This is a genomic window from Amycolatopsis speibonae (assembly GCF_042647925.1).
Lineage (GTDB): Bacteria > Actinomycetota > Actinomycetes > Mycobacteriales > Pseudonocardiaceae > Amycolatopsis > Amycolatopsis speibonae.
This window is the reverse complement of sequence record NZ_JBHRWK010000168.1, coordinates 1-22,825: the sequence shown is the minus strand read 5'-3', so window position 1 is coordinate 22,825 and position 22,825 is coordinate 1. Positions and strand designations below refer to the sequence as shown.

20 protein-coding genes are annotated in these 22,825 nt (G+C 69.8%); 9 read left to right on the top strand and 11 right to left on the bottom strand.

The window, feature by feature from the left end; translation table 11 throughout:
* The first annotated feature begins 152 nt into the window (after window positions 1-152).
* The 4 genes from ACFOSH_RS44720 to ACFOSH_RS44705 all read left to right on the top strand — a co-directional run bounded on the left by ACFOSH_RS44720 (window position 153) and on the right by ACFOSH_RS44705 (window position 7,477).
* Entirely contained in the window at window positions 153-2,978 is a 2,826-nt protein-coding gene (locus tag ACFOSH_RS44720; protein ID WP_378248161.1) for an ATP-binding protein, read from the top strand.
* A gap of 350 nt (window positions 2,979-3,328) precedes the next feature.
* Window positions 3,329-4,270, top strand: coding sequence for a serine protein kinase RIO (locus ACFOSH_RS44715; RefSeq protein WP_378248041.1), 942 nt, complete (start codon window positions 3,329-3,331; stop codon window positions 4,268-4,270).
* Between the two features lie 355 nt (window positions 4,271-4,625).
* A complete protein-coding gene (locus ACFOSH_RS44710) occupies window positions 4,626-6,137 on the top strand; it encodes a DEAD/DEAH box helicase (RefSeq protein WP_378248039.1) in 1,512 nt (503 codons plus the stop codon).
* A gap of 158 nt (window positions 6,138-6,295) precedes the next feature.
* Window positions 6,296-7,477 carry an 8-amino-7-oxononanoate synthase gene (locus tag ACFOSH_RS44705; protein ID WP_378248037.1) on the top strand — a complete coding sequence of 394 codons (1,182 nt, stop codon included), beginning with the start codon at window positions 6,296-6,298 and terminating at the stop codon, window positions 7,475-7,477.
* Here ACFOSH_RS44705 and ACFOSH_RS44700 read toward each other — a convergent pair.
* Both ACFOSH_RS44700 and ACFOSH_RS44695 read right to left on the bottom strand, forming a co-directional pair.
* A complete protein-coding gene (locus ACFOSH_RS44700) occupies window positions 7,443-7,925 on the bottom strand; it encodes a GNAT family N-acetyltransferase (protein ID WP_378248035.1) in 483 nt (160 codons plus the stop codon). The genes ACFOSH_RS44705 and ACFOSH_RS44700 overlap by 35 nt on opposite strands.
* A 33-nt stretch (window positions 7,926-7,958) precedes the next feature.
* A complete protein-coding gene (locus ACFOSH_RS44695) occupies window positions 7,959-8,792 on the bottom strand; it encodes a S1 family peptidase (protein ID WP_378248033.1) in 834 nt (277 codons plus the stop codon).
* Between the two features lie 132 nt (window positions 8,793-8,924).
* Here ACFOSH_RS44695 and ACFOSH_RS44690 point away from each other — a divergent pair, with 132 nt between their 5' ends.
* The 3 genes from ACFOSH_RS44690 to ACFOSH_RS44680 all read left to right on the top strand — a co-directional run bounded on the left by ACFOSH_RS44690 (window position 8,925) and on the right by ACFOSH_RS44680 (window position 11,295).
* The gene (locus ACFOSH_RS44690) at window positions 8,925-9,173 is read left to right on the top strand and encodes a hypothetical protein (protein ID WP_378248031.1); all 249 of its coding nucleotides are present in this window, start codon (window positions 8,925-8,927) and stop codon (window positions 9,171-9,173) included.
* Window positions 9,163-9,825, top strand: a complete 663-nt coding sequence (locus ACFOSH_RS44685) for a M15 family metallopeptidase (protein ID WP_378248029.1) — start codon at window positions 9,163-9,165, stop codon at window positions 9,823-9,825. Before ACFOSH_RS44690 ends, ACFOSH_RS44685 begins: the two co-directional genes overlap by 11 nt.
* Before the next feature lie 75 nt (window positions 9,826-9,900).
* Window positions 9,901-11,295: a mycothione reductase gene (locus ACFOSH_RS44680; protein ID WP_378248027.1), complete on the top strand. Its 1,395-nt coding sequence runs from the start codon at window positions 9,901-9,903 to the stop codon at window positions 11,293-11,295.
* Between the two features lie 123 nt (window positions 11,296-11,418).
* Here the strand turns inward: ACFOSH_RS44680 and ACFOSH_RS44675 are convergent, their stop codons facing one another.
* Window positions 11,419-11,931: a hypothetical protein gene (locus ACFOSH_RS44675; protein WP_378248025.1), complete on the bottom strand. Its 513-nt coding sequence runs from the start codon at window positions 11,929-11,931 to the stop codon at window positions 11,419-11,421.
* A gap of 55 nt (window positions 11,932-11,986) precedes the next feature.
* Window positions 11,987-13,234: a CynX/NimT family MFS transporter gene (locus ACFOSH_RS44670; RefSeq protein ID WP_378248023.1), complete on the bottom strand. Its 1,248-nt coding sequence runs from the start codon at window positions 13,232-13,234 to the stop codon at window positions 11,987-11,989.
* Window positions 13,235-13,282: 48 nt separating this feature from the next.
* Here ACFOSH_RS44670 and ACFOSH_RS44665 point away from each other — a divergent pair, with 48 nt between their 5' ends.
* Window positions 13,283-13,972, top strand: a complete 690-nt coding sequence (locus tag ACFOSH_RS44665; RefSeq protein WP_378248021.1) for a FadR/GntR family transcriptional regulator — start codon at window positions 13,283-13,285, stop codon at window positions 13,970-13,972.
* A 66-nt stretch (window positions 13,973-14,038) separates the two neighbouring features.
* Here the strand turns inward: ACFOSH_RS44665 and map are convergent, their stop codons facing one another.
* The 6 genes from map to dxr form a co-directional block, all read right to left on the bottom strand.
* Window positions 14,039-14,896, bottom strand: coding sequence for a type I methionyl aminopeptidase (map, locus tag ACFOSH_RS44660; protein ID WP_378248020.1), 858 nt, complete (start codon window positions 14,894-14,896; stop codon window positions 14,039-14,041).
* A gap of 23 nt (window positions 14,897-14,919) precedes the next feature.
* Entirely contained in the window at window positions 14,920-16,725 is a 1,806-nt protein-coding gene (locus ACFOSH_RS44655) for a penicillin-binding transpeptidase domain-containing protein (RefSeq protein WP_378248019.1), read from the bottom strand.
* A gap of 81 nt (window positions 16,726-16,806) precedes the next feature.
* Window positions 16,807-17,661 carry a GNAT family N-acetyltransferase gene (locus tag ACFOSH_RS44650; protein WP_378248018.1) on the bottom strand — a complete coding sequence of 285 codons (855 nt, stop codon included), beginning with the start codon at window positions 17,659-17,661 and terminating at the stop codon, window positions 16,807-16,809.
* 154 nt (window positions 17,662-17,815) lie between these two features.
* Window positions 17,816-18,967: a flavodoxin-dependent (E)-4-hydroxy-3-methylbut-2-enyl-diphosphate synthase gene (ispG, locus tag ACFOSH_RS44645; protein ID WP_378248017.1), complete on the bottom strand. Its 1,152-nt coding sequence runs from the start codon at window positions 18,965-18,967 to the stop codon at window positions 17,816-17,818.
* Window positions 18,968-19,085: 118 nt separating this feature from the next.
* Window positions 19,086-20,321 (bottom strand): M50 family metallopeptidase, encoded by a 1,236-nt coding sequence (locus ACFOSH_RS44640; protein ID WP_378248016.1) that lies wholly within the window; start codon window positions 20,319-20,321, stop codon window positions 19,086-19,088.
* Window positions 20,322-20,324: 3 nt separating this feature from the next.
* On the bottom strand, window positions 20,325-21,530 hold the full coding sequence (gene dxr / locus ACFOSH_RS44635) for a 1-deoxy-D-xylulose-5-phosphate reductoisomerase (RefSeq protein WP_378248015.1): 1,206 nt from the start codon (window positions 21,528-21,530) through the stop codon (window positions 20,325-20,327).
* 95 nt (window positions 21,531-21,625) lie between these two features.
* Here dxr and ACFOSH_RS44630 point away from each other — a divergent pair, with 95 nt between their 5' ends.
* On the top strand, window positions 21,626-21,895 hold the full coding sequence (locus ACFOSH_RS44630) for a DUF2631 domain-containing protein (RefSeq protein WP_378248013.1): 270 nt from the start codon (window positions 21,626-21,628) through the stop codon (window positions 21,893-21,895).
* A 13-nt stretch (window positions 21,896-21,908) separates the two neighbouring features.
* Here ACFOSH_RS44630 and ACFOSH_RS44625 read toward each other — a convergent pair whose 3' ends face one another.
* Entirely contained in the window at window positions 21,909-22,526 is a 618-nt protein-coding gene (locus ACFOSH_RS44625) for a hypothetical protein (protein ID WP_378248011.1), read from the bottom strand.
* Window positions 22,527-22,825 lie beyond the last annotated feature (299 nt).

Below are 22,825 nucleotides of genomic sequence, written 5' to 3'. Positions count from 1 at the left end.
CCCCGTCCCTACGAAAGTTGTGTGACCGTCCGAGCGGGTTCCGTGATCGCCGAGCCCGCCCTTAAGCTGCGTTCACTCGAACGGTGTTGTTCGTGAAGCGGGGGTGACCCGGCATGGTGATCGGTGGCTGCCGACGCAGGACGAGTTCGCCCGTGCTCGTCGGCCGTGATGCGGAACTGAACGAGCTCCTCGACGGCGCGATGCGCTCGCCGTCGGTGCTCATGCTCGAAGGTGAAGCGGGGGTGGGCAAGACCCGGCTCGCGACCGAACTGCTGGCCTGCCCTGAACTGGCCGGGCGGCCGGTCCTGACCGGGAGCTGCCAGCCGCTGCGCGAGCCCTTCCCGTACGGCGTGATCTTCGACGCGCTGAAGGACGCCCGTCCGGCGCGCGAACTCAACCCAGTGACCGGCGTGCTCGGGCCCTACCTGCCGGAACTCGAGGCGATCCTGCCCCAGCCGCCCGCCCGGCTCGGCGATCCGCGCGCCGAACGGCACCGGCTCTTCCGCGCCGTCCGGGAGCTGCTCGGCTCGCTGGGCCCGCACATCCTCCTCATCGAAGACCTCCACTGGGCCGACGACGGCTCGCGCCGCCTGCTGCGGTTCCTGATGACCGACCCGCCCGCGGGCCTGACCCTCCTCCTCACCTACCGGCGCGAAGAGACGCCCGGCGGCATCCCGCTCGGCAGCGCCCACCGGCCCGCTCACGGCACCGCGCACACGCTCGTCACCCTCCGTCCGCTCGACCGCGACGGTGTCCAGTCGCTGGTGTCGGCCCTGCTCGGCGAGGCGAACGTCTCGGCCGAGTTCGCCGCGCGGCTGCACGAACGGACCGCGGGCATCCCGTTCGTGGTCGAGGAGATCGTGCACGCGATCGGTGGCGTCGAGGGCGCGGTGCACGCCGACGGCGCGACCGCGCGGCGCCTGCTCGACACGGTCGAGGTCCCGGCGCTGTTGCGGGAGGCGACGGTCGAACGCCTCACCACGCTGCCGTCGGCCGCCCGGCGGATCACCGAAGCCGCCGCCGTCCTCGGCACACCGTCCACTTCGGACCTGCTGACCGCCGCGGCCGCGCTCGCCCCCGAACGCGCCCGCCGCGCGCTCGTCCTCGCGCTCGAACGCAACGTCCTGGTGGAGACCGACGAGGGCACGTACGGCTTCCGGCACGCATTCGCCCAGCAAGCCGTCTACCGCACCATCCCCGGCCCCGATCGCCAGGAACTGCACCGGCGGGCCGCCAGGCTGCTGCGCGATCGCCTCCCGCAGTCCCTGACGCGGCTCGCCGAACACTGCCGCAAGGCGGGCGACCGGGCAGGTGCCCTGAAGTACGGCGAAGCGGCCGCCGATCAGGCGTCGACGGTCGGCGACCTCGCCACCGCGACGGATCTGCTCCGCACCCTGCTCGACGAACCGGGCCTGCAACCGTCCGATGTGGACAGACTGGCGGTCAAGTTCAGTTCGGTGGCGTGCAACGGCCTCGCCCAAGCCGAGGTCGTCCCGGCGTTGGAGCGGCTGCTCACCGACGGGAGGCTGTCCGGGCGGCTGAGCGGCGAGGTCCGGCTGGGGCTCGGGCTCCTGCTGGTGCGCCAGGCCGGCGGACTGGAGGCGGCGAGGACCGAGATCGAGATCGCCGTCAACGACCTCGCCGACCGGCCCGACCTGGCCGGACGCGGGATGGGCGTCCTCGCCCAGCCGTGGGTCGGCGCGACCCCGCTGCGGGAACATCGGCGGTGGATGGACCGGGTGGACGGCCTCATCGCCGAGGCCACCGACCGGCGGCTGAAGATCATCCTGCTGGCCAACAACGCGGCGTCGCGCCTGCACATCGGGGACGCGCGCGGCTGGGAGATGCTGGACCGGGCACCCACCAGCGTGGGTTCCGCCGACGAGCAGCGGCATCTGGCGCGGCTGCACTGCAACAGCGCCGACGCCTGCGCCTGGACGGGCCACCACCGGCGGGCCAGGAGCCTGCTGCGCAGCGGGATGCAGCTGGCCGCCGACTGCGGGGCGCCGTACGTCGTCAGCACCGCCCGCACGACGGCCGTCCACACCGACTGGCTCACCGGCAACTGGGACGGCCTCGCCGAACGGGCGGACGCGCTGATCGACGAGTACCGCGACCTCCTGCCGGTGACCAGCGAACTGTGCCTGGTGCTGGGCCTGCTCGCCGCCGCCCGCGGCGAATGGGACGAAGCCGCGGCCAGATTCGCCGGCACCGCCGCGGACCAGCCGGAGAACGCGTACACGCCGGTCGCGATCGCCGCGCACGCCGGGATGGCGGGCATGCTGCTCGCGCAGGACCTCGGCGAGGCCGCCGTCACGCAGGCCGAGAAGGGACTGGAACTCTTGCGCGCCAAGGGTGTCTGGGCCTGGGGCGCCGACCTGCTCGTGGCCGCCGTCGACGCGTACTGCGCCACTGGCCGGGACGACGACGCACGACTGCTGACCGACGAGTTCGAACGCGAGATCGGCGATCTCGACGCGCCGTCGACCCAAGCCGCGCTGGCCGCGAACCGCGGGCTCATCGCGGCGTCCCGCGGCGACCACGCGGACGCGATCAAGGCCTTCGACCAGGCACGGACGCGGTTCGAGGCCCTCCCCGCGCCCTACCACGCGGCGCTGATCGCCGAACGGGCCACGCGGTGCCGTCTGGCCTTGAACGAGGACGTCGCCGAGACCTTCGCCGCGCTCGCCGAAGCGTTCGACCACCTCGGCGCGACCCGCGACGCCGCGCGCTGCCGCCACGCGTTCCGGTCCACCGGCGCGGTCGCCCCCTCGCGGCGAGGCCGCCGGGGCTACGGCGACGAACTGTCCCCGCGCGAGCGCGACGTCGCCCGCCTGCTGGCCGCCGGGCACACCAACCGGGAGATCGCCGAGGTGCTGTTCCTGTCCCGGCGCACGGTGGAACAGCACGTCGCGAGCGTTTTGCGGAAGCTGAAGGTGCGGTCGCGGAGCGAGCTGGCGGGGCTTCGGTCGGCTTAAGCGCTTGGCACGGGCTTGCGGATCGCCACGTACCCGCAGGCGACCAGGGCGGCGGTGACGAGCGGGTCGGGGTGGTCGTGAGTGGTAAGTGTCGTTCTAACCCCACTTGCCACTCACGACCACCTGTACCGAGCTGGGCCCGCACCCCGAAACAATTCGGTTGCGCACGCCCCACGGCGTCGGAGATGATCGTGCGCGATCCGGCAGGGAGCCGGTGGATGCGACAGGGAGGTGCCTCGTGCTGATGACTGTCCGGGGCGTTGTCCGCCCCCATCCACTCGCCCCTCGCGGCTGAGCGCGGCGCCACGACGCTCGCCCGGTGGGGCACCCCTGACTAGGAGAACCCACCAGTGCGCAAGCACGATCTCGAAGAAACCCACGAACAACGCCCTCGCCGCACTCGTCGCGCCCGTTTCGACGACGAACCCGAACCCACCCGCGGCGGGCGGCTCACCGAAGCCGAACGTGTCCGGCTCGCCCGGCTGCGCGAAGACGCCTACACCGAAACCGCCATCCCCGACGGCGCCGACCGTTGGAGCACCTGGGGAGACGCGGAGCAGGGGCCGCAGCCGCGGCCGGACTGGGTGATCACCGAACTGGCGGCGGTCGACACCGAGCTCGGCATCCTCAAGACCGGCAAGGAGGCCGACGTCCACCTCGTCCGGCGTAATCTGCCCGGCACCGACGGCACGGTGCTGGCGGCCAAGCGGTACCGCAGTGGCGAGCACCGGTTGTTCCATCGCGACGCCGGGTACCTCGAAGGCAGGCGGATGCGGCGTTCGCGGGAGATGCGGGCCATGGAGTCGCGCAGCAGCTTCGGCCGCAACCTCATCGCCGAGCAGTGGGCGGTGGCCGAATTCGGCGCGCTGAGCAGGCTCTGGGCCGTCGGCGCCCCGGTGCCGTACCCGGTGCAGCGTGACGGCACCGAGCTGCTGCTGGAATTCCTCGGCGACGGCGAGACCGCCGCGCCGCGGCTGGCGCAGGTCCGGCCGGAGCCGGAACAGTTGCGGGAGCTGTGGTTCCAGACCTCGGCGATGCTGGAGCTGCTGGCGTCGCAGGGGCTCGCGCACGGCGACCTCTCGGCGTACAACCTGCTCGTCCACCGCGGGCAGATCATGGTGATCGACCTGCCCCAGGTGGTCGACATCGTGGCCAATCCCGGCGGGATCGAGTTCCTCGCGCGGGACGTGCGGAACATCGCCACGTGGTTCCACTCGCGGGGACTGCCGGAACGACTGACGGCGGCCGACGAGCTGATCGGGGAACTGCAGGAGATCGCCGGTCTTCGGTAGCCGGGGGCCGAAGGCTTCGACACCCGGAGCCTTCGGCCTGACCGTCCACAGTGGCTCGTGCCGGCCCCCGACTGGAGACCCTGCCCACAATCGGTCCCTCCAGTTGGGAGGCCGGATAACGGTCCGGTACAGTAGTACTAGACCGCAACCGGCGGCGTGGATGAGTGGTGTCCGTCGCCTCCAAAGCCAACCGAATGGCTCGCGGTATCCGTATCAACCAATAGGCGCGCGGTGTCACGCAGACGCGGTGTGCCGGGTTCGTCCCTGTGAACGCCCATCTGTGCACACCATCTTGCCTTGCCTGCGTGCGGGCAGCCCGGGCCTCCTTGCGACGTGCCACGTCCGAGAGGCATTTGTGACAGTCACGTTCAACTCCGGCCACACCTCACCGTCGGCGCGTCAGCACCGCAAGCCGCGCACCCGCCCCGCGGGTGACGCGATGCTGCACGATGACGCCGTCGAGACGGTCAAGGCGACGACCTGGGAGGAGCTCGGCCTTCCCGAGCCGCTGCTGAAGGCTCTGGCCGACGGCGGAATCACCACCCCGTTCCCGATCCAGTCGGCGACCATCCCCGACGCGCTCGCCGGCCGCGACGTGCTCGGCCGCGCGCAGACCGGTTCCGGCAAGACCCTGGCCTTCGGCCTCGCGATGCTGACCCGGCTCAACGGCGGTCGTGCCCGTCCGAAGCACCCCCGCGCGCTGATCCTCGTCCCGACCCGTGAGCTGGCCATGCAGGTCGCCGACTCGCTGACCCCGCTGGCCAAGTCCCTCGGCCTGTGGTGCCGCACCGCCGTCGGCGGCATGGCCTTCACCCGCCAGGCCGACGCGCTTTCCCGCGGCGTCGACCTGCTGATCGCCACCCCCGGCCGGCTGTCGGACCACGTCCGACAGGGCACCGCGTCGCTGTCCGACATCAACTTCGTCGCCCTCGACGAGGCCGACCAGATGGCTGACATGGGCTTCATGCCGCAGGTTCGCGAGATCCTCGACCTGACCCCGCGTGACGGCCAGCGCCTGCTGTTCTCCGCCACCCTCGACGGTGACGTCGACCGCCTGGTCCGGGCGTACCTGACGAACCCGGTCACCCACTCGGTCGCCCCGTCGACCGCCAGCGTCACCACCATGGATCACCACGTGCTCCAGGTGTCGCACCAGGACAAGCAGGACATCATCACCGAGATCGGCGCCCGCGAGGGCCGCACGATCATGTTCGTCCGCACCAAGCACCACGTGGACCGCCTCACCGAGCGTCTGCGCGAGAAGGGCGTCCACGCGGCCGCTCTGCACGGCGGCAAGACCCAGGGCCAGCGCAACCGGGTCCTCTCGGACTTCAAGGAGGGCTACGCCCCGGTCCTCGTCGCCACGGACGTCGCCGCGCGCGGTATCCACGTCGACGACATCTCGCTGGTGCTGCACGTCGACCCGGCCGCCGACCACAAGGACTACCTGCACCGCGCCGGCCGCACCGCGCGCGCCGGGGCGTCCGGTGTCGTGGTCACGCTGGTCACCCACGACCAGCGCCGCATGGTGCGCCGGATGACCGACCGCGCCGGTGTCCGCGCCGAGCAGACCACGGTCCGCCCGGGCGACGCCGAGCTCGGTCGCATCACCGGTGCGCAGCAGCCCAGCGGCGAGCCGGTCGTCGAGCGTCGTCGTGAGTCCCCGCGTCGTGGCGGTGGCCGCGGCTACGGTGGCGGCGACCGCGGTGGCTACCAGGGTTCGCGCGAGGGTCACGGTCACCGCGAAGGCGGCCGTCCCGGCGGCTTCCGCGGCCGCCCGCAGCGTCGTGGCGAGTCCGGTGGCGGCAACGGCAGCGGCCGCCCGCAGCGGCCGGGTAGCCGCCCGCGTCGCAGCTACGACAGCTAAATCGAATATCGCGTGCTCCTGACCGGAACTCGCGTGATTGAGGACGGAACTCTCGAGTTACGGCTCCGATCACGCGAGTTCCGTCTTTGATCACGCGAGTCACGTGTTCCAGCACCCGTCTGACGGGTTTGCGAACGGCGAATGGGAGACTGCGGGACGTGACTTCTCCCGCTCCCCAGAACCTCCCGCCCGAGCAGGTTTTCGACTGGCTCGACGTGGAGGCGGAGAAGCGGGCCGAGGCCGGGCTGGTGCGCAAACTGCGCATCCGGCTGGCGCAGGAACCCGAGCTCGACCTCGCGGGCAACGACTACCTCGGGCTCGCCAGGGACAAGCGTGTCGCCGGTGCGGCCGCGGCGGCCGCGTTGCGCTGGGGCGCCGGGTCGACGGGCTCCCGGCTCGTCACCGGCACCACAGAGATCCACGCGGAGCTGGAGCAGGAACTCGCCCGGTTCTGCGGCGCGCAGGCCGCGCTGGTCTTCTCGTCCGGCTTCACCGCGAACCTCGGCGCCGTCACGGCCCTGTCCGGAGCGGATTCCGCGATCGTCACGGACAAGTACATCCACGCGTCGCTGATCGAAGGCTGCCGGCTGTCCCGATCGGACATCGCCGCCGTCGCGCACAAAGCGCCGAGCGCCATCAAGCACGCGCTGGCGACCCGCCGCAAACCGCGCGCGCTCGTCGTCACCGATTCCGTGTTCTCCGTCGACGGTGACATCGCCCCGCTGGAGGAGCTCGCCGGTGTCTGCCGGGAGCACGGCGCGTCACTGCTCGTCGACGACGCTCACGGCTTCGGTGTCCTTGGCGAAGGCGGCCGCGGTGCCGTCCACGCGGCGGGGCTCGCCGGAGCGCCCGACGTCGTCACCACCATCACGCTGTCGAAATCCCTTGGGGCACAAGGCGGAGCGGTGCTCGGACCGCGGCGTGTGATCAAACATCTCGTCGATACCGCGCGCAGTTTCATCTTCGACACCGCGCTCGCGCCCTCCAGCGCCGCGGCCGCGCTGGCTGCTCTCAGCGCGTTGAAGGCCGAGCCGGAACTGGCCACCAAGGCGACCGAAGCCGCCGGAAACCTCGCGATGCAGCTGAAAGCGGCGGGGTTCCGGGTCAGCCTCCCGGACGCCGCGGTGATCTCGATCCAGGCGCCGTCGCCCGAATCGGCCGTCGCGTGGGCGGCCGAGTGCGCGGATCAGGGCGTGCGGGTCGGCTGCTTCCGGCCGCCGTCCGTGCCCGACGGCATCTCCCGCCTGCGCTTGACCGCGCGGGCCGACCTCACCGAGGCCGATGTGGACCGCGCGGTCGGGGTGATCACGGCCGCGGCGCCTCCCGGCGCCACATCGTGAGGTGCGGGATCCCGTCTTCCATGAACTCGTCGCCTTCGACCACGAAGCCGAACTTGGCGTAGAAGTCCTTCGCGTACGTCTGCGCGTCGAGGACGCACGGCGCGTCCCCGATCCCCGCGAGCGCGGTCTCCATCAGCCGTCCCGCCAGTCCCTTGCCGCGTGAGCGGACGGACGTGCACACCCGGCCGATTCGGAAGGTGCCGCCGGCGTCCTGCAGGACCCGCAGGTACGAGTCGACCGCGACGGAACCGCCGATCCAGAGATGCCGGGTGCCGGGCAGGATGTCGCGCCCGTCGATCTCGTGATAGGCGCAGTCCTGCTCGACGACGAACACGTCCACGCGCAGGCGGAGGATGCCGTGCAGCTGCGTGGCGGTGATCTCGTCACCGGCGACGGACAGCGGGAACGACGTGGTCTCGGTGATCGGGGTGTCGGTGCTCACGCCCACTTGTTAGCACATCGGACGTGAAGAAGGCATCGATCAGCCGATGAGCCCTCGGCCGTTTTGCTGGGAGATCTCGTTCGCGAAGTGGGAGACGCGGGTGTACACACCCGGTTTGCCCGCCTTGGCGCAGCCTTCGCCGAAGGACACGATCCCGATCAGCGTGTCGCCCACCATCAGAGGTCCGCCCGAATCGCCCTGGCAGGCGTCGACCCCGCCTTCAGGGTAACCGGCGCACACCATGTCGCTCGGGTCGTAGCCCGAGTACGCGGTGCGGCAGGTCTTGTCGCCGACCACCGGGACGACCGCGCTGCGCAGGTAGTCCGACCGCGCGCCGCCGTCGGCGACACGGCCCCAGCCGAGCACCGTCGCCTTCGTGCCTTCGCTGTACAGGTCGGCGTTGCCGTTGTCCGCGACCTTCGCGGGGCGGTACGGCAGCTGGCCGTTGACCGTCATCACCGCGATGTCGTCACCCTTGCCGGGGTCGCCGCTGTAGTCGGGGCTGACCCAGACCCGCGAAACGCGCAGTTCCGTCCCGTCCCGCGAACTCTTGTCGTCGCGTCCCGCGACCACGCGGACGTCGCTCTTCTTGACCGCGACCGCGCAGTGCGCCGCCGTCGCGATCGTCGTGGAGCTGACGATCACCGCGCCGCAGTACTGGTTTCCGCTGCGATCGGACAGGTAGACCGCGTAGGGATACTGCGAGACCGAAGCCTTCCCGCCGCCGACGATCCTCGGCTCGGCGGCCTTGTCCGGGCCGCTCACCGCGCTGTCGTCCGCCGACGCGCTGCTGACCGCGACAGGCACCATCACAGCCGTCGCCACCACCGCTCCGACCGCGAGCAGCAGGGTGCGACGTGACTTTTTGGGCATTTTCGGTCCCTTCACCGGGGCGTACGTACGGTCAGACCCTGGGAAGTCATTCGACTCCAGCGCGTACACAAGCGATCGCAAATACCATAATCGGAGAGAGCCCGATGCGGTGTCACTGAAACGGGTGGACCTGTGCTCACCGAACGCATCTGTCAGGCTGGGCCTCGTGCGGGCGACGGCGACGATTCTGGCGGCAACGGCCTTTCTCCTTTTTTCGTGTTCCAGCCCGGCGCCGCCCGAAGCGACACTGGCGCCGCCCACATCGGCCGCTGCCACCAGCTCCGCGAAAACCTCTTCACCAGCACCGACACCGAGCACCTCGACCCTGCCGCCCGCACCGGCCTGGCAGGTCGGCGCGAAGCCGCTTCCCTTGCGCCCTGACGGTTTCGGGCAGATCTTCCCGACTCCTCCCGTCCTTGCCGATCGTTCTCTGCCGACGGCCGACCTGCTTCCCCCGCCCGCCGGGAACCGGTTCGCGGGCACGGTGAATGCCGTTCCCGCCGCCGTGCTCGCGCGCAGCACCTGGCAAGCGGGCTGTCCGGTCAAAGCCGGCGAACTGCGTTATCTCACCCTGTCGTTCTGGGGTTTCGACGGCCGCGCGCACACCGGCGAAATGCTCGTGAACGCTTCCGTGGCGAATCCCGTCGTGACCGTGTTCGGCCGGTTGTTCGCCGCGAAGTTCCCGCTCGAGGAAATGCGGGTGACCGCCCCCGCCGAACTCGCCGCTCCCCCGACGGGCGACGGGAACAACACCAACGCCTTCGTCTGCCGTCCGGCCCGCGGCCAGACGAACTGGTCGGCGCACGCCTACGGGCTCGCGATCGACGTCAACCCCTTCTGCAACCCGTACACCAAGGGTGACCTCGTCCTGCCCGAACTCGCGTCGGCGTACCTCGATCGGGGAAATCAACGGCCGGGGATGATCACCCCCGGGGATCCGGCCGCGGCCGCCTTCTCCGCGATCGGGTGGACTTGGGGCGGCACCTGGACGACGCCGAAGGACCGGATGCACTTCAGCTCCACCGGACGCTGACCGGGAACAACCGGACGTCGTGACAAGTTGGCTAGAGTCGGAACCACCCCGCTCCCCGCCGCAAAGGAAGACAGCGTGCCCCACTACGACCTGGTGATCGTCGGTACCGGATCGGGCAACTCGATCCTCGACCCGCGTTTCGCGGACTGGAACACGGCGATCGTGGAGAAGGGCACGTTCGGCGGCACCTGCCTGAACGTGGGCTGCATCCCGACGAAGATGTTCGTGCACGCCGCCAACGTCGCGGCCACCCCAGCGTCGTCGTCGAAGTTCGGCGTGGACGAGGAACTGACCGGGGTCCGCTGGCGCGACGTGCGCGACCGGGTCTTCGGGCGGATCGACCCGATCGCCGCGGGCGGGCGCGAGTACCGCGTCAAGCACGAGGACAACAAAAACGTCACCGTGTACGAGGGCGAAGGTCGCTTCACCGGGCTCAAGGAGCTGCAGGTCAGCTACCCCGACGGCCGCGCGGGCGAGACGATCACCGCCGACCGGTTCGTGCTCGCCGCGGGCGGGCGCCCGGTGATCCCGGACGTCCCCGGACTCACCGAAACCGGGTATCACACCTCCGACACGGTGATGCGGCTCGACGAACTGCCCGCCAGCATGGTGATCCTCGGCGGCGGGTACATCGCGGCCGAGTTCGCGCACGTCTTCACCTCGTTCGGGGTGAAGGTGACCGTCGTCAACCGGTCCGGCGCGCTGCTGCGCTCCGAGGACGACGACGTCAGCGCCCGGTTCACCGAACTGGCCGCGCAGCGGTTCGACGTCCGGCTCGACCGGAAGAGCGTCCGCGCGCGCGAGACCTCGTCGGGCATCGCCCTGGACCTCGAAGGCCCGAAGGGTGCCGAGACCGTCGAGGCCGACGTGCTGCTGGTCGCCACCGGCCGCACGCCGAACTCCGACATCCTCGACGTCGCCGCCACCGGCGTGACGACGGGCGAGCGCGGGCACGTCGTGGTCGACGAGTACCAGCAGACCGTGGTCGACGGGATCTACGCGCTCGGCGACATCTCGTCGGTCTTCGAGCTGAAGCACGTCGCGAACCACGAGCAGCGCGTCGTGCAGCACAACCTGCTGCACCCGGACGAGCGGATCGAGTCCGACCACCGGTTCGTCCCGCACGCGGTGTTCACCTCGCCGCAGGTCGCTTCGGTCGGGCTGACCGAACGCGAGGCCCGTGAGCGCGGCGTTTCGTACGTGACGTCGCATCAGGACTACGCCGGCATCGCCTACGGCTGGGCGATGGAGGACAACACCGGCTTCGCGAAGCTGCTCGCCGACCCGGCCACCGGGCAGCTGCTGGGCGCGCACATCATCGGCCCGGAGGCGTCCTCGGTGATCCAGCCGCTGATCCAGGCGATGAGCTTCGGTCTCGACGCGAAGAGCATGGCGCGCGGGCAGTACTGGATCCACCCGGCGATGCCGGAACTGGTCGAGAACGCGCTGCTGAACCTTCCGCTGGACTGAGCTCCCGCCGCCCAAGCGCGTTTAGTCCTCTGAATGCGCTTGCCTCCGCCCGACCCGTGCAATGAAGGGGCCTTTCATCGCAAAATTTGCGATGAAAGGCCCCTTCATTGCACGCCGGCCGTCTCAGACGACGCGTTCGCAGCCGCGGGCCCCGTTCCGCACCGCGAGCTCGCTCACCGCGTTCATCTCGATGTCGGAAGCGCCCATCAAGGCGGCCGAGCGGGCCCCGTCCCGATCGAACCGCTCGCCCGCCTCGACGTACCGGCGGACCGCCGCCAAGAACTCCTCACGCGCCGATGCCGCCCCTCCGGGCACCGTGCGGACCCCCGTCGCCCCCTTGAGGACGTCCTTGGCGTCGTCCACCTTCGTCGCGACGTAGTGCTGCCACTTGCGCAGCTCCGTCGCGGCGTCCCCCTCCGGGTCCGGCCAGTAGCGCTCGATCGCCGCGCTGCTTTCCGCCCCCACCTGCACGCACACCCGGTCGACGGCGCGGTAGAACTCGAGCGGCGAGATCGCCGGCGCGGGCCGCTCCGACGCCACGCCGACGCACACCGCGACGAAGCAGGTCAGAGCCGTCCCGTACGCCAGTTCTTCCACCACGCCGACCCCCAGGACCGAGCTTTTGAACAGGTTCAACTCGATCAGGTTATGGCTCCGCCCCGGACGGGGTCAAGAAGTTTTTTGAACGCGTTCAGACGAAGCGGCGACGGCCGGCCAGCGCGCCGAAGGTCATCTGCGCGACGAAGACCACGAGCATCATGATCCAGGGCACGGTCCAGGCGCCGGTGAGGTCGTGAAGCAGCCCGAAGAGGAACGGCCCGACGGCCGCCATCAGATAGCCGATGCCCTGCGCCATCCCCGACAGCCGCGCGGTGTCCTCGCCGGTGCGCGCCCGCAGCGCGATCACCGTCAGCGCGAGCGAGAAGACGCTCATCCCGAGCCCGATGAGGACACACCAGAACAGCGGCGAGAAGGACGGGGCGATCATCATGCCGAGCATGCCCGTGAAGCCGAAGACGCCCAGCCCGAGGATCCACGGGCTCTGACTGCCGTGCCGCGCGGCCATCGGCGCGACCACGAGACTGATCGGGACCGCGATGAGCGACATCAGCCCGAGCAGCAGACCGGAATCGCCCTTGCTCACCCCGGCGTCGATCATCACTTCCGGCAGCCAGCCCATCACGACGTAGGCCAAAAAGGCCTGAGTGCCGAAGAAAAGCGTGACCATCCACGCAAGCGGGCTACGCAGGAGCGATCGCCCGCTACCCTGCTTGCCTGCCTCGGCGACGGGTGCACGCCCCACACCGCGGGCTGCGAGAATCCAGACGAGGAGTGCGAGCACAGCCAGCACCGACCAGGCGCCGAGTCCTTGGCGCCAGCCGCCGAACGCGTTCTCCAAGGGAGGGGTGAGCGCGGACCCCAGGGCGCCTCCGCCCTGCAGAGCGGCGGTGTACACGCCGGTCATCATGCCAACACGCGCCGGGAAGGAGTCCTTGATGACGACCGGGATCAGTACGTTCGCCAAGGCGATTCCCGCCGTGGCCACCAGGGTTCCCCCGAGCACGACGTACGGTCCGTCGATCACGCGCAGCACCAGGCCGACGGCCAGCACCGACAGCGCGGCCGCGATGGCCGCGCCGATGCCGAACCGGCGGGCCAGCGCGGGCGCGGCGAGTCCGGCGGCGGCGAAACAGAGACCGGGGAGCGTGGTGAGCACGCCCGCCCAGGTCGCCGTGGCGCCGAGGTCGTCACGCATCTCGCCGAGGATGGGGCCGACACTGGTGATGGCCGGGCGCAGATTGAAGGCGACCAGCACCACCGCGAGGCCGAGCAGAAGGCCACCGGTGATCACCCCCGGCCGCCACTCCGTTTCGATCGAGCCTTCGAGTTCAAGACTTTCATCGAACGGGGAAACGGATTCTCGGGAGTCGACACGCACGTCGGCTAGTATCACATACATAGGATGATTGGATGAAGGGACAACGCTGTGCCATTGGCCACCACGCGCCGTGCCGGCCTGGTCGATCAGGTCATCGAGCAGCTGCGTGACGCCGTCACGCAGGGAGAATGGCCCATCGGTGAGCGGATTCCGACCGAACCGGAGCTGGCAGGACAGCTCGGTGTCGGACGCAACACCGTCCGCGAGGCCGTTCGCGCGCTCGCACACACGGGACTGCTGGAAGTCCGTCAGGGCGACGGCACCTACGTGCGGGCGACGAGCGAGGTCTCGGGCGCCATCCGGCGGTTGTGCGGTTCGGAACTGCGTGAGGTGCTGCAGGTGCGGCGCATCCTCGAGGTCGAAGGCGCCCGGCTCGCGGCCGCGTCGCGGACCGAGGAGGAAGTGGTCGAGCTGCGGTCCCTGCTCGAACGCCGCAACGCCGAACTGCGAGAGGGTCACTGGGAGGATTTCGCCCGCCTCGACGCGGAATTCCACTTCGCGGTCGTCCAAAGTGGACATAACACCCTGTTGACCGAAATGTACCGCGGGCTCACCGAGGTGATCACGGCCAGCGTGGCCGCGACGTCGAACGTCACGCCGGGGCACGAGTACCTGCCGGAGATAGGGCATGAAGGGCTCGCCGAGGCCATCGCGGACGGCGACGCCGACCGGGCCGCCAGCGAGGCGTGCGGTTTCCTGGACGAGCTCCTGGCCCGCGTGGAGCACGACGAGAGCTGAAAGTACGTGAAGGCCCCCTTCACTGCGCTAGGCGCAGTGAAGGGGGCCTTCACGTACTTGTCTCGCCTAGGGCACTGTCAGAATCTCCGCGCCGTCCTCGGTCACCACGAGGGTGTGCTCGAACTGGGCGGTCCACTTCTTGTCCTTGGTGGTGACGGTCCAGTCGTCGGCCCAGATGTCGTAGTCGATGGTGCCGAGCGTGATCATCGGCTCGATCGTGAAGGTCATGCCCTGCTCGATGACCGTTTCGACCGACGGCTCCTCGTAGTGCAGGACGGTCGGCGCGGTGTGGAACGCCGGGCCGACACCGTGGCCGGTGAAGTCGCGCACGACGCCGTAGTCGAACCGCTTCGCGTACGCCTCGATGACGCGGCCGATCACGTTGAGCTGCCTGCCGGGGCGGACGGCCTTGATGGCGCGCATGGTCGCCTCGCGGGTGCGCTCGACCAGCAGCCGCGCCTCCTCGGAGACGTCACCCGCCAGGAACGTCGCGTTGGTGTCGCCGTGGACGCCGCCGATGAACGCGGTGACGTCGATGTTGCAGATGTCGCCGTCCTCGATCACCGTCGAGTCCGGGATGCCGTGGCAGATCACCTCGTTGAGCGAGGTGCAGCACGACTTCGGGAACGCGCGGTAGCCGAGGGTGGACGGGTACGCGTGGTTGTCCAGCAGGAACTCGTGGATCACCTTGTCGATGTCGTCGGTCGTCGCGCCGGGTTTGACCGCCTTGCCGCCCTCCTCCAGCGCCTGCGCCGCGATCCGGCTCGCGACCCGCATCGCCTCGATCACCTCGGGCGTGCGGACCCCGTTGCCCGTGTCGCGTTTCGGCGCCGGCCTGTCGACGTACTCGGGGCGGGCGATGCTGGCGGGGACGACTCGCCTCGGCGTCTGGACGCCGGGCTTCAAGGGGGAGCGAACGGACATGTGTCCAGCCTACGACCTGGCGGCTAACCCAGCCCCGCCAGGAAGCGCTGGGCGGCCTCGACGGCCGGTTTGGATGTCCCCGCGTCGGTGGTCAGCACCGCGAAGGCGAGGTCTCCGGTGTAGCCGACGAACCAGCCGTGCGCGTGTGTACCGTCGCCGAACTGGGCCGTCCCGGTCTTGCCCCGGACGTCGGGCAGGGGTTCGAGCAGGGTCGCCGTGCCGTCGGTGACGACCTGGCGCATCATCCCGCGAAGGGCGTCGAGGACCTCCGGACGGATCGGTTTCCCGAGTCCGGACGACGTCGCGGCCATCCCCCGCACCAGCGTCGGCACCGCGACCTTCCCGGACTGGACCGTCGCGGCGGCGACGGCCAGCCCGAACGGGCTCGTCACGACGGTCCCCTGGCCGAACCCGTTCTCCGCCCGCTGCGCGACGGTGTTCGCCGGCGGTACCGAACCGGTGATCGTGGTCAGGCCGGGGATCACGAAGTCGGCGCCGATGCCGAGGTCGCGCGCGGCGTCGGTCAGCGCGGCGGGCGGCAGGTCGGTCGAGAGCTTCGCGAACGTCGTGTTGCAGGATTTGGCGAACGCCGTGGACAGCGGGACGACGCCGAGGGCGAACTTGCCCTCGTTCGGCACCGTCCGGTTCTCGAAGGTGGCCGTGCCGGGGCAGTCGACGGGGCTGTCCGCCCGCACCGAGCCCGCGGACAGCGCCGCGACGGCGGTCGCGATCTTCATCGTGGAGCCCGGCGGGAACCGGCCGGTGAGCGCGATCGCGCCCTGAGGGTCGGCCGGGGCGTTCTGTGCCACGGCCAGGAGTTCGCCTGTCGACGGCTGGATCGCGACCAGCGCGGAGGCCGTCGGGACAGGGGCGAGCGCCCGCTCGGCCGAGCCTTGCGCCTTCACGCTGAGCGTGCTGACGACAGCGGGGGCCGGTTTGGGGTGTTCGGTGTGCAGGTCGATGAGCTCGCCGCCGCCCGTGTCGAGAGTGACGACGCGCCAGCCCGCCGAACCCTCCACCTGGTCCTCGACGAGCGAACGGACGGCGGGGAGCACCTGTTTGCCGAAGTTCTTGTCGTCGGGCAGCAGCCTGTCCTGCTGGCTGAACCGGACGCCCGGCAGGTCGTAGATCTCGGGTTTCACCTCTTGGTAGCTGCTCGCCCGCAGGCTCACCACCGGATAGCCGGCTCCGGGCTTGAGCGCCTTCACCCCGTCGCGGATCGACTGCCCGGTCACGGAGGCTTCGAACCGGTTGAGCGCCGCGCCGAGTTTGTCGGAGACCGCCACCAGGTCGCCCGCCTTCGCCGGGTCGAGCACCACGCTGACGACGTTCTGCGGGCGCAGCAACGGCATCCCGTCGCGGTCCAGCACCGGCGCGAGGTCCGGCGGCTCGGACTTCAATGTGATGCTCTGCTGCGCGGCCAGCTGCGGATGGAGCACGGTGGGCAGCCAGCGCACCTTCCAGCCGTCCTGGGTGGAATAGACCTGCGCGTCGGCCTTGTACGTCCAGACACGGCCTCGCGGGAGATTCCAGGTGAGCTGATAGGTCGCCGTCCCGTTGTCCGCTCCGGACGCGTGCTGGACCTCGTCGGCCGCGACCTTGATCGACTCGGGGGAAAGCGCCTTTCGCGCCATTTCCAGAGACGTCCGCGCGGCATCCGGGGAATCGGTGAAGAAAGCGGCGGCGCCGACGTCACCGGAAGAAAGACCGTCGAGGAAACCCGTGATCGCGTCTTCGGGACCGGAATCGGTGAAGAGTCCGCACCCGGCGGCCGAAAGGCCCACCACCCCCGCGAGCACGGCGACGGCGAAACGACGACCTGCTGGCATGCCCCGGATCCTGCCAGTCCTGGCGGCTTCCGACCGGATGCAACGCCGGTCTGGCTGTGTCCTCTAAAAGAGATGTGTCCTCTAAAAGAGAACTGTCGCGTACTGCCCGACCTGCTGGAAGCCGATCCTGCGATAGGCGGCGAGCGCCGGGCTGTTGTAGGCGTTGACGTACAGGCTCGCGGTGCGGCCCATCCCGCGGACGAGCCTGTTCACCACGGACGCCGTCCCGGCTGTACCGAGGCCGCCGCCGCGGCGTTCCGGATGCACCCAGACCCCCTGGATCTGGCCGACGGTGGAGGACATCGCGCCGATCTCGGCCTTGAAGACGACCTCGCCGTCCTCGAACCGGGCGAACGCCCGGCCGCCGGCGATCAACTCCGCGACGCGGGCGCGATAACCGGCGCCGCCGTCACCGTTGCGGGGATCGACGCCGACCTCTTCGATGAACATGGCTATCGCGGCCGGGAGATACCTGTCGAGTTCCTCGGGGCGCACCGCGCGGACCGCCGGATCGGCGGCGACGGACGGAACTCCGTCGAGCGCCATCAACGGCTGGTCGTGCCGTACTTCGCGGGCGGGGCCCCATTCGGACTCGAGTTCGTCCCACAACCCGAGTACCTGCTCGGCCGGGCCGACCAGTGACGAACAGCTCCGCTGGCGGCGCAGGGCGCGATCGGCGAAGGAGCGTAGGGCGGAGGCGTTGCCGCGCAACGGGATCAGGTTCGGCCCGGAGAAGCACAGCCCCTGGAGCCTGCCCGCCCGCACCGGGCGGGAATCGGCGGCCCAGAGCTCACCACCGAGCCGCCAGGGGTCGAGACCCGCGGTCTCCACCCTGGCACTGACCATGCAGCTGCTGACCGGGTCTGTGGCGAGCGCGGCACGGACCGCCGGATAGTCCCGATCATCGAGCAGCCGTGCACCTGCAAGCCGCAACACCACTCCAGGGTGCCAGATGAGCGGCGTAAACGGAACGCAAGCTTCACGACACGCTGAGAGAACCTCAGCAGGTCGGGCCCCACAAGCGCCATGAAAGGTCCTTTCCTTGCAAATTTTGCGAGGAAAGGACCTTTCATGGCATGGTCTCGACCACTCAGCCGACCGTGACGGTGGGCTCTCCCTCGCCGATCATCTGGCCCGACTCCTCGGCGATCCGCATGGCCTCTTCGATCAGCGTCTCGACGATCGCGTGCTCGGGGACGGTCTTGATGACCTCGCCCTTGACGAAGATCTGGCCCTTGCCGTTGCCGGACGCGACGCCGAGGTCGGCCTCGCGCGCCTCACCCGGACCGTTGACGACGCAGCCCATGACCGCGACGCGCAGCGGGATCTCCATGCCTTCGAGCCCGGCGGTGACCTGCTCGGCGAGCGTGTAGACGTCCACCTGCGCACGGCCGCACGAGGGGCAGGAGACGATCTCGAGCTTGCGCTCCTTGAGGTTCAGCGACTGCAGGATCTGGATCCCGACCTTGACCTCTTCCACCGGCGGCGCCGAAAGCGACACGCGGATGGTGTCGCCGATGCCCTGGCGCAGCAGCGCGCCGAAGGCCACGGCCGACTTGATGGTGCCCTGGAACGCCGGGCCCGCCTCGGTGACGCCGAGGTGCAGCGGGTAGTCGCACTGCTCGGCGAGGATCTCGTACGCGCGCACCATGACCACCGGGTCGTTGTGCTTCACGGAGATCTTGACGTCGTGGAAGTCGTGCTCGGCGAACAGCGACGCCTCCCACAGCGCCGACTCGGCCAGCGCCTCCGGGGTCGCCTTGCCGTACTTGTCCATGATCCGCTTGTCCAGCGAACCCGCGTTGACGCCGATCCGGATCGGGGTGCCGTGGTCCTTCGCGGCCCGCGCGATCTCCTTGACCTGGTCGTCGAACTTGCGGATGTTGCCCGGGTTCACCCGGACCGCCGCGCAGCCCGCCTCGATCGCGGCGAAGACGTACTTCGGCTGGAAGTGGATGTCGGCGATCACCGGGATCTGCGACTTCCGTGCGATCGCGGACAGCGCCTCGGCGTCGTCCGCCGACGGGCACGCGACGCGCACGATGTCACAGCCCGCAGCGGTCAGCTCGGCGATCTGCTGCAGGGTCGCGTTGACGTCGGAGGTGAGCGTGGTGGTCATCGACTGCACCGAGATCGGGTGCTCGCTGCCGACGCCGACCGGCCCGACCTGCAGCTGTCGGGTCTTGCGACGCTCGGAGAGGACGGGAGGAGGAAGCGCTGGCATACCAAGAGCGACAGTCACGCCTTCAAGCGTACCTACCCCGATCGGCGGACATACACGACGTCAGCCGTCACGGTGAGCAGCATTACCTGGGCAGCCCAACGGGCTTAACCGTGCGCTCTGTTATCGGCCCTACGCGTCACTGGAACAGCTTGACCGGGTTCACGATGTCGGCGGTGACGGTGAGCAGAGTCACCGCGCCACCGATGAAGACGAGCACCATCGTGACCGCCGAAAGCTTCGTGTAGTCGACCGGACCACCCGCCGACTTGCCGCACAGTTTCCGGAACCAGTCCCGGACCCGCTCGTACCAGACGACCGCGATGTGCCCGCCGTCGAGCGGGAGCAGCGGCAGCAGGTTGAACACGCCGATGAAGAAGTTCAGGCTCGCCAGCAGGAGGACGAAGACCTCCCACAGCCCGCGCTCGGCGGCCTCGCCACCGATCCGGCTGGCACCGACGACACTGACCGGGGTGTTCGGATCGCGTTCGCCGCCGAAGATGGAATCCACCACCGCGGGGATCCGCGACGGGAACTCGATCAGCCGCTTGGCGGTCTCGGAGAACATCGTGCCGGTGAAGTCGAACGTCGCCCCGACCGCGTCGACCGGGCCGTAGGTCGCCACCAGGGTCTTCGGTACCGGTGAGGCGCCGATCATGCCGACGTCCTTGACCGTGGTCTTGTTGGCGCCGTCGGCCACCAGCCGCTGCACGCGCGGCACGTCGACGGTCAGGTCGAGCCGCTGTCCGTTGCGCTCGACGACGAACGGCGTCGGGCCGCCGGCGACCTGGACGGCGGCGAGCATGTCGGTCCAGGCAGGCGTCGGCTTGCCGGCCACCGACAGGATCCTGTCGCCCGCCTGGATACCGGCGGTCTTGGCCGGGGTCGGCGCACCCGCCGGGCAGGTGGTGTCGTTGAGCTGTTCCATCGTGGTGGCCGTCCGGGCGCAGGAGGTGGCGCTGATCACCGGCTCGGTGGGAGCACTCTGCGCGGCCGGGTTCGGCAGGCCCATGGTGACGGCCATCAGGTAGAGGATGACGAAGCCGAGGATGAAGTGCATGGCCGAGCCCGCCGACATGACGACGGTGCGCTTCCACGTCTTGAAGCGCCACATCGCGCGCTTCGACTCCTCCGGGGTGACCTCGTCGAGCGCGGTCATGCCGGCGATGTCGCAGAACCCGCCGAGCGGGATCCACTTCACGCCGTACTCGGTCTCGCCGCGGCGGAAGGAGAAGACCGTCGGCCCGAAGCCGATGAAGTAGCGCCGGACCTTCATGCCGAAGGCCTTGGCCGCCCACATGTGACCGGCCTCGTGCAGCGCGACCGACAGGCAGATGCCCAGCGCGAACAGCACGATCCCGAGAATGAAGACCACGCGCTACTTCCCCTTACCGATCAGCGAACCGGCACGCTCACGAGCCCAGCGCTCGGCGGCCAGTACGTCATCGACGTCGCGAGGTTCGCGACGCCATTCGTCGGCGGCTTCCACCACCTGGGCAATAGTGTCCACAATCGAGGTGAAGCCGGTGTTCTGTGCCAGGAAGGCGGCCACCAGTTCCTCGTTCGCGGCGTTGTAGACCGCCGGGACGCAGCCACCGACGGTTCCGGCGTGCCTCGCCAGCTCGACGGCGGGGAACGCCTCGTTGTCCAGCGGCTCGAAGGTCCAGCTCGCGGGCTTGTCCCAGACGCAGGCGACCGCGGCGCCGGGAACGCGGTCCGGCCAGTGCAGGGCCAGCGCGATCGGCAGCCGCATGTCGGGCGGGCTGGCCTGGGCGATCGTCGAGCCGTCCACGAACGTCACCATCGAGTGAATGATCGACTGCGGGTGGACGACCACGTCGATGCGGTCGGTCTCGATGTCGAACAGGAGCTTCGCCTCGATCAGCTCCAGACCCTTGTTGACCAGGGTGGACGAGTTGATCGTGATGAGCGGGCCCATCGACCAGGTCGGATGCGCCATCGCCTGCTCGACGGTGACGTCGGCCAGCTCCTCGCGCTTGCGGCCGCGGAACGGGCCGCCCGAAGCGGTGAGGACCAGCCTGGCGACCTCGGATTCGCGGCCCGCGCGCAGGGCCTGCGCGATCGCGGAGTGCTCGGAATCGACCGGGACCAGCTGACCGGGCTTGGCCGCGGCCAGCACGAGCGGCCCGCCCGCGATCAGCGACTCCTTGTTGGCCAGCGCGAGCGTGGCGCCGGTGGCGAGCGCGCGCAGGGTCGGCGGGAGCCCCTGGGAACCGGGGAGCGCGTTGAGCACGACGTCGACCGGGGTGGCGTCGATCATCTCGACGACCGCGTCGGCCCCGGCGAAGATACGCGGGAGCTTGAAGTCGCCGCTGGAGTAGCCGCGCTTCTGCGCCTCGGCGTACAGCGCGAGCTGCAGGTCTTCCACCGCCGTCGGCCTGCTGACGGCGACGGCGTCGACCTCGTGAGCCAGGGCCTGCGCGGCCAGCGCGGCCGGGTCGGAGCCGCCCGCGGCGATCCCGGCGACCCGGAACAGGTCCGGGTTACGGGCCGCGACGTCGAGGGCCTGGGCGCCGACCGAACCGGTCGAACCGAGCACGAGCACACTTCGCGAGGTAGTCATCGGGGCTCATTGTCGCTTGGGGCCCGTCGGGCACGTGCAGCCAGGTGTGGGATCATTCGCGGGCAAGCGAACCATCGGGTTTTGAGGAGTTGATCGTGGCGAGCAAAGCGGTCGAAAAGCGCGGCCGGGTGGGCGTCGACACCGTCGACCCCCGCGACGAGCCGTCGGCCGAGTGGGGCTGGCACGGTTCCTTCCCGAAGGCGACGCGGATCGCGGGCTGGCTGAGCGCGATCATCCTGCTGGTGATGCTGTACGGCAACCACCACGGCTGGACCGAGAACCTGTGGCTGATCGGGCTGTCGCTGCTGATGATGTTCGGGCTGGTGCTCGACATGCGCAAGCAGCGCACGGCCTGGCGCAAGTAGTTCTTTCACGGCTTCACCGGCCCCCGTTCTCCTTCGAGGACGGGGGCCAGTTGCCGTTCTGGGCCCAGAGCTCTCCGACGATCTTGACCGCGTCGTCGGCCTCGACCCCGTAGCGATGCCGGTACTTCGCCGCCGGCCGCTGGATCGCCGCGGCGACGTCCCCGATGGCGACGTCGTTCCAGGAGCCGTTCGGGAAGAACTGCCGCATCACGGCGAGGAACCGGCCGGTCGCCCACTCCGGGTCGGTCCGCTGCTCGAAGCTCCCCCAGCTCGCGCGCTGCTGGAAGAGCCCGACCGAGTCACCGAGGCCGCCGTCGAGGTTGGCGATGCTCGACTCGACGATCACCGTCGCGATCGCGATCGCCGCCGCGCGTTCGTTGAGGCCGGATCTCTGGACGGTTTCGACGACGGCTCTGGCGCACGAGGTGTTGTAGGGGTTCATGTAGCCGCGCATCTTGGTGGCCAGCTGCTGGTTGAGCGCTCCCGCGGTGTCGGTGTCGTCGGCGGACGAACCCGTTTGGGCGCAGGGCAGGGCGACGTGCTCGACCTGGTCGGGCCGGATCTCGGTGGGCGGGAGCGGGGTCAGGCCGACGGTGGCGGCGAGGTACAGGGCGGTGAGGGAGCTCAGCATGTGCGGTGGCCGTCCGGTGCGGGTGGTCGTGAGTGGCGATTGGTGTTCTAACCCGAATCGCCACTCACGACCACCTGGACCGACGCCTCACCGCCGCCCTCACCCACTCGGTGTACAGGCGGTTTCCTCGGCTGAGCCGAGGGCAGGCCTTCTCTGCGACTGCTGATACGCCTGGGACAGACGTGGCGATCACCGAGTCCGTGAAGGCCTCCTTCCCTACCTTCAGGGTCAATGCCAGGAACTTAAGGGCTGGCGTTGATCACGGTTTGAGGGTGGTGGGCGTGGTGGCCTGAGAGGGC

Bases quoted from the DNA above. Each gene is read 5' to 3' on its own strand.
- ACFOSH_RS44655 (WP_378248019.1), bottom strand. From the start codon at position 16,725: ATGCCAGCAGGTCGTCGTTTCGCCGTCGCCGTGCTCGCGGGGGTGGTG.
- map (WP_378248020.1), bottom strand. From the start codon at position 14,896: ATGTCCGTTCGCTCCCCCTTGAAGCCCGGCGTCCAGACGCCGAGGCGA.
- ACFOSH_RS44695 (WP_378248033.1), bottom strand. From the start codon at position 8,792: ATGCCCAAAAAGTCACGTCGCACCCTGCTGCTCGCGGTCGGAGCGGTG.
- ACFOSH_RS44625 (WP_378248011.1), bottom strand. From the start codon at position 22,526: ATGCTGAGCTCCCTCACCGCCCTGTACCTCGCCGCCACCGTCGGCCTG.
- dxr (WP_378248015.1), bottom strand. From the start codon at position 21,530: ATGACTACCTCGCGAAGTGTGCTCGTGCTCGGTTCGACCGGTTCGGTC.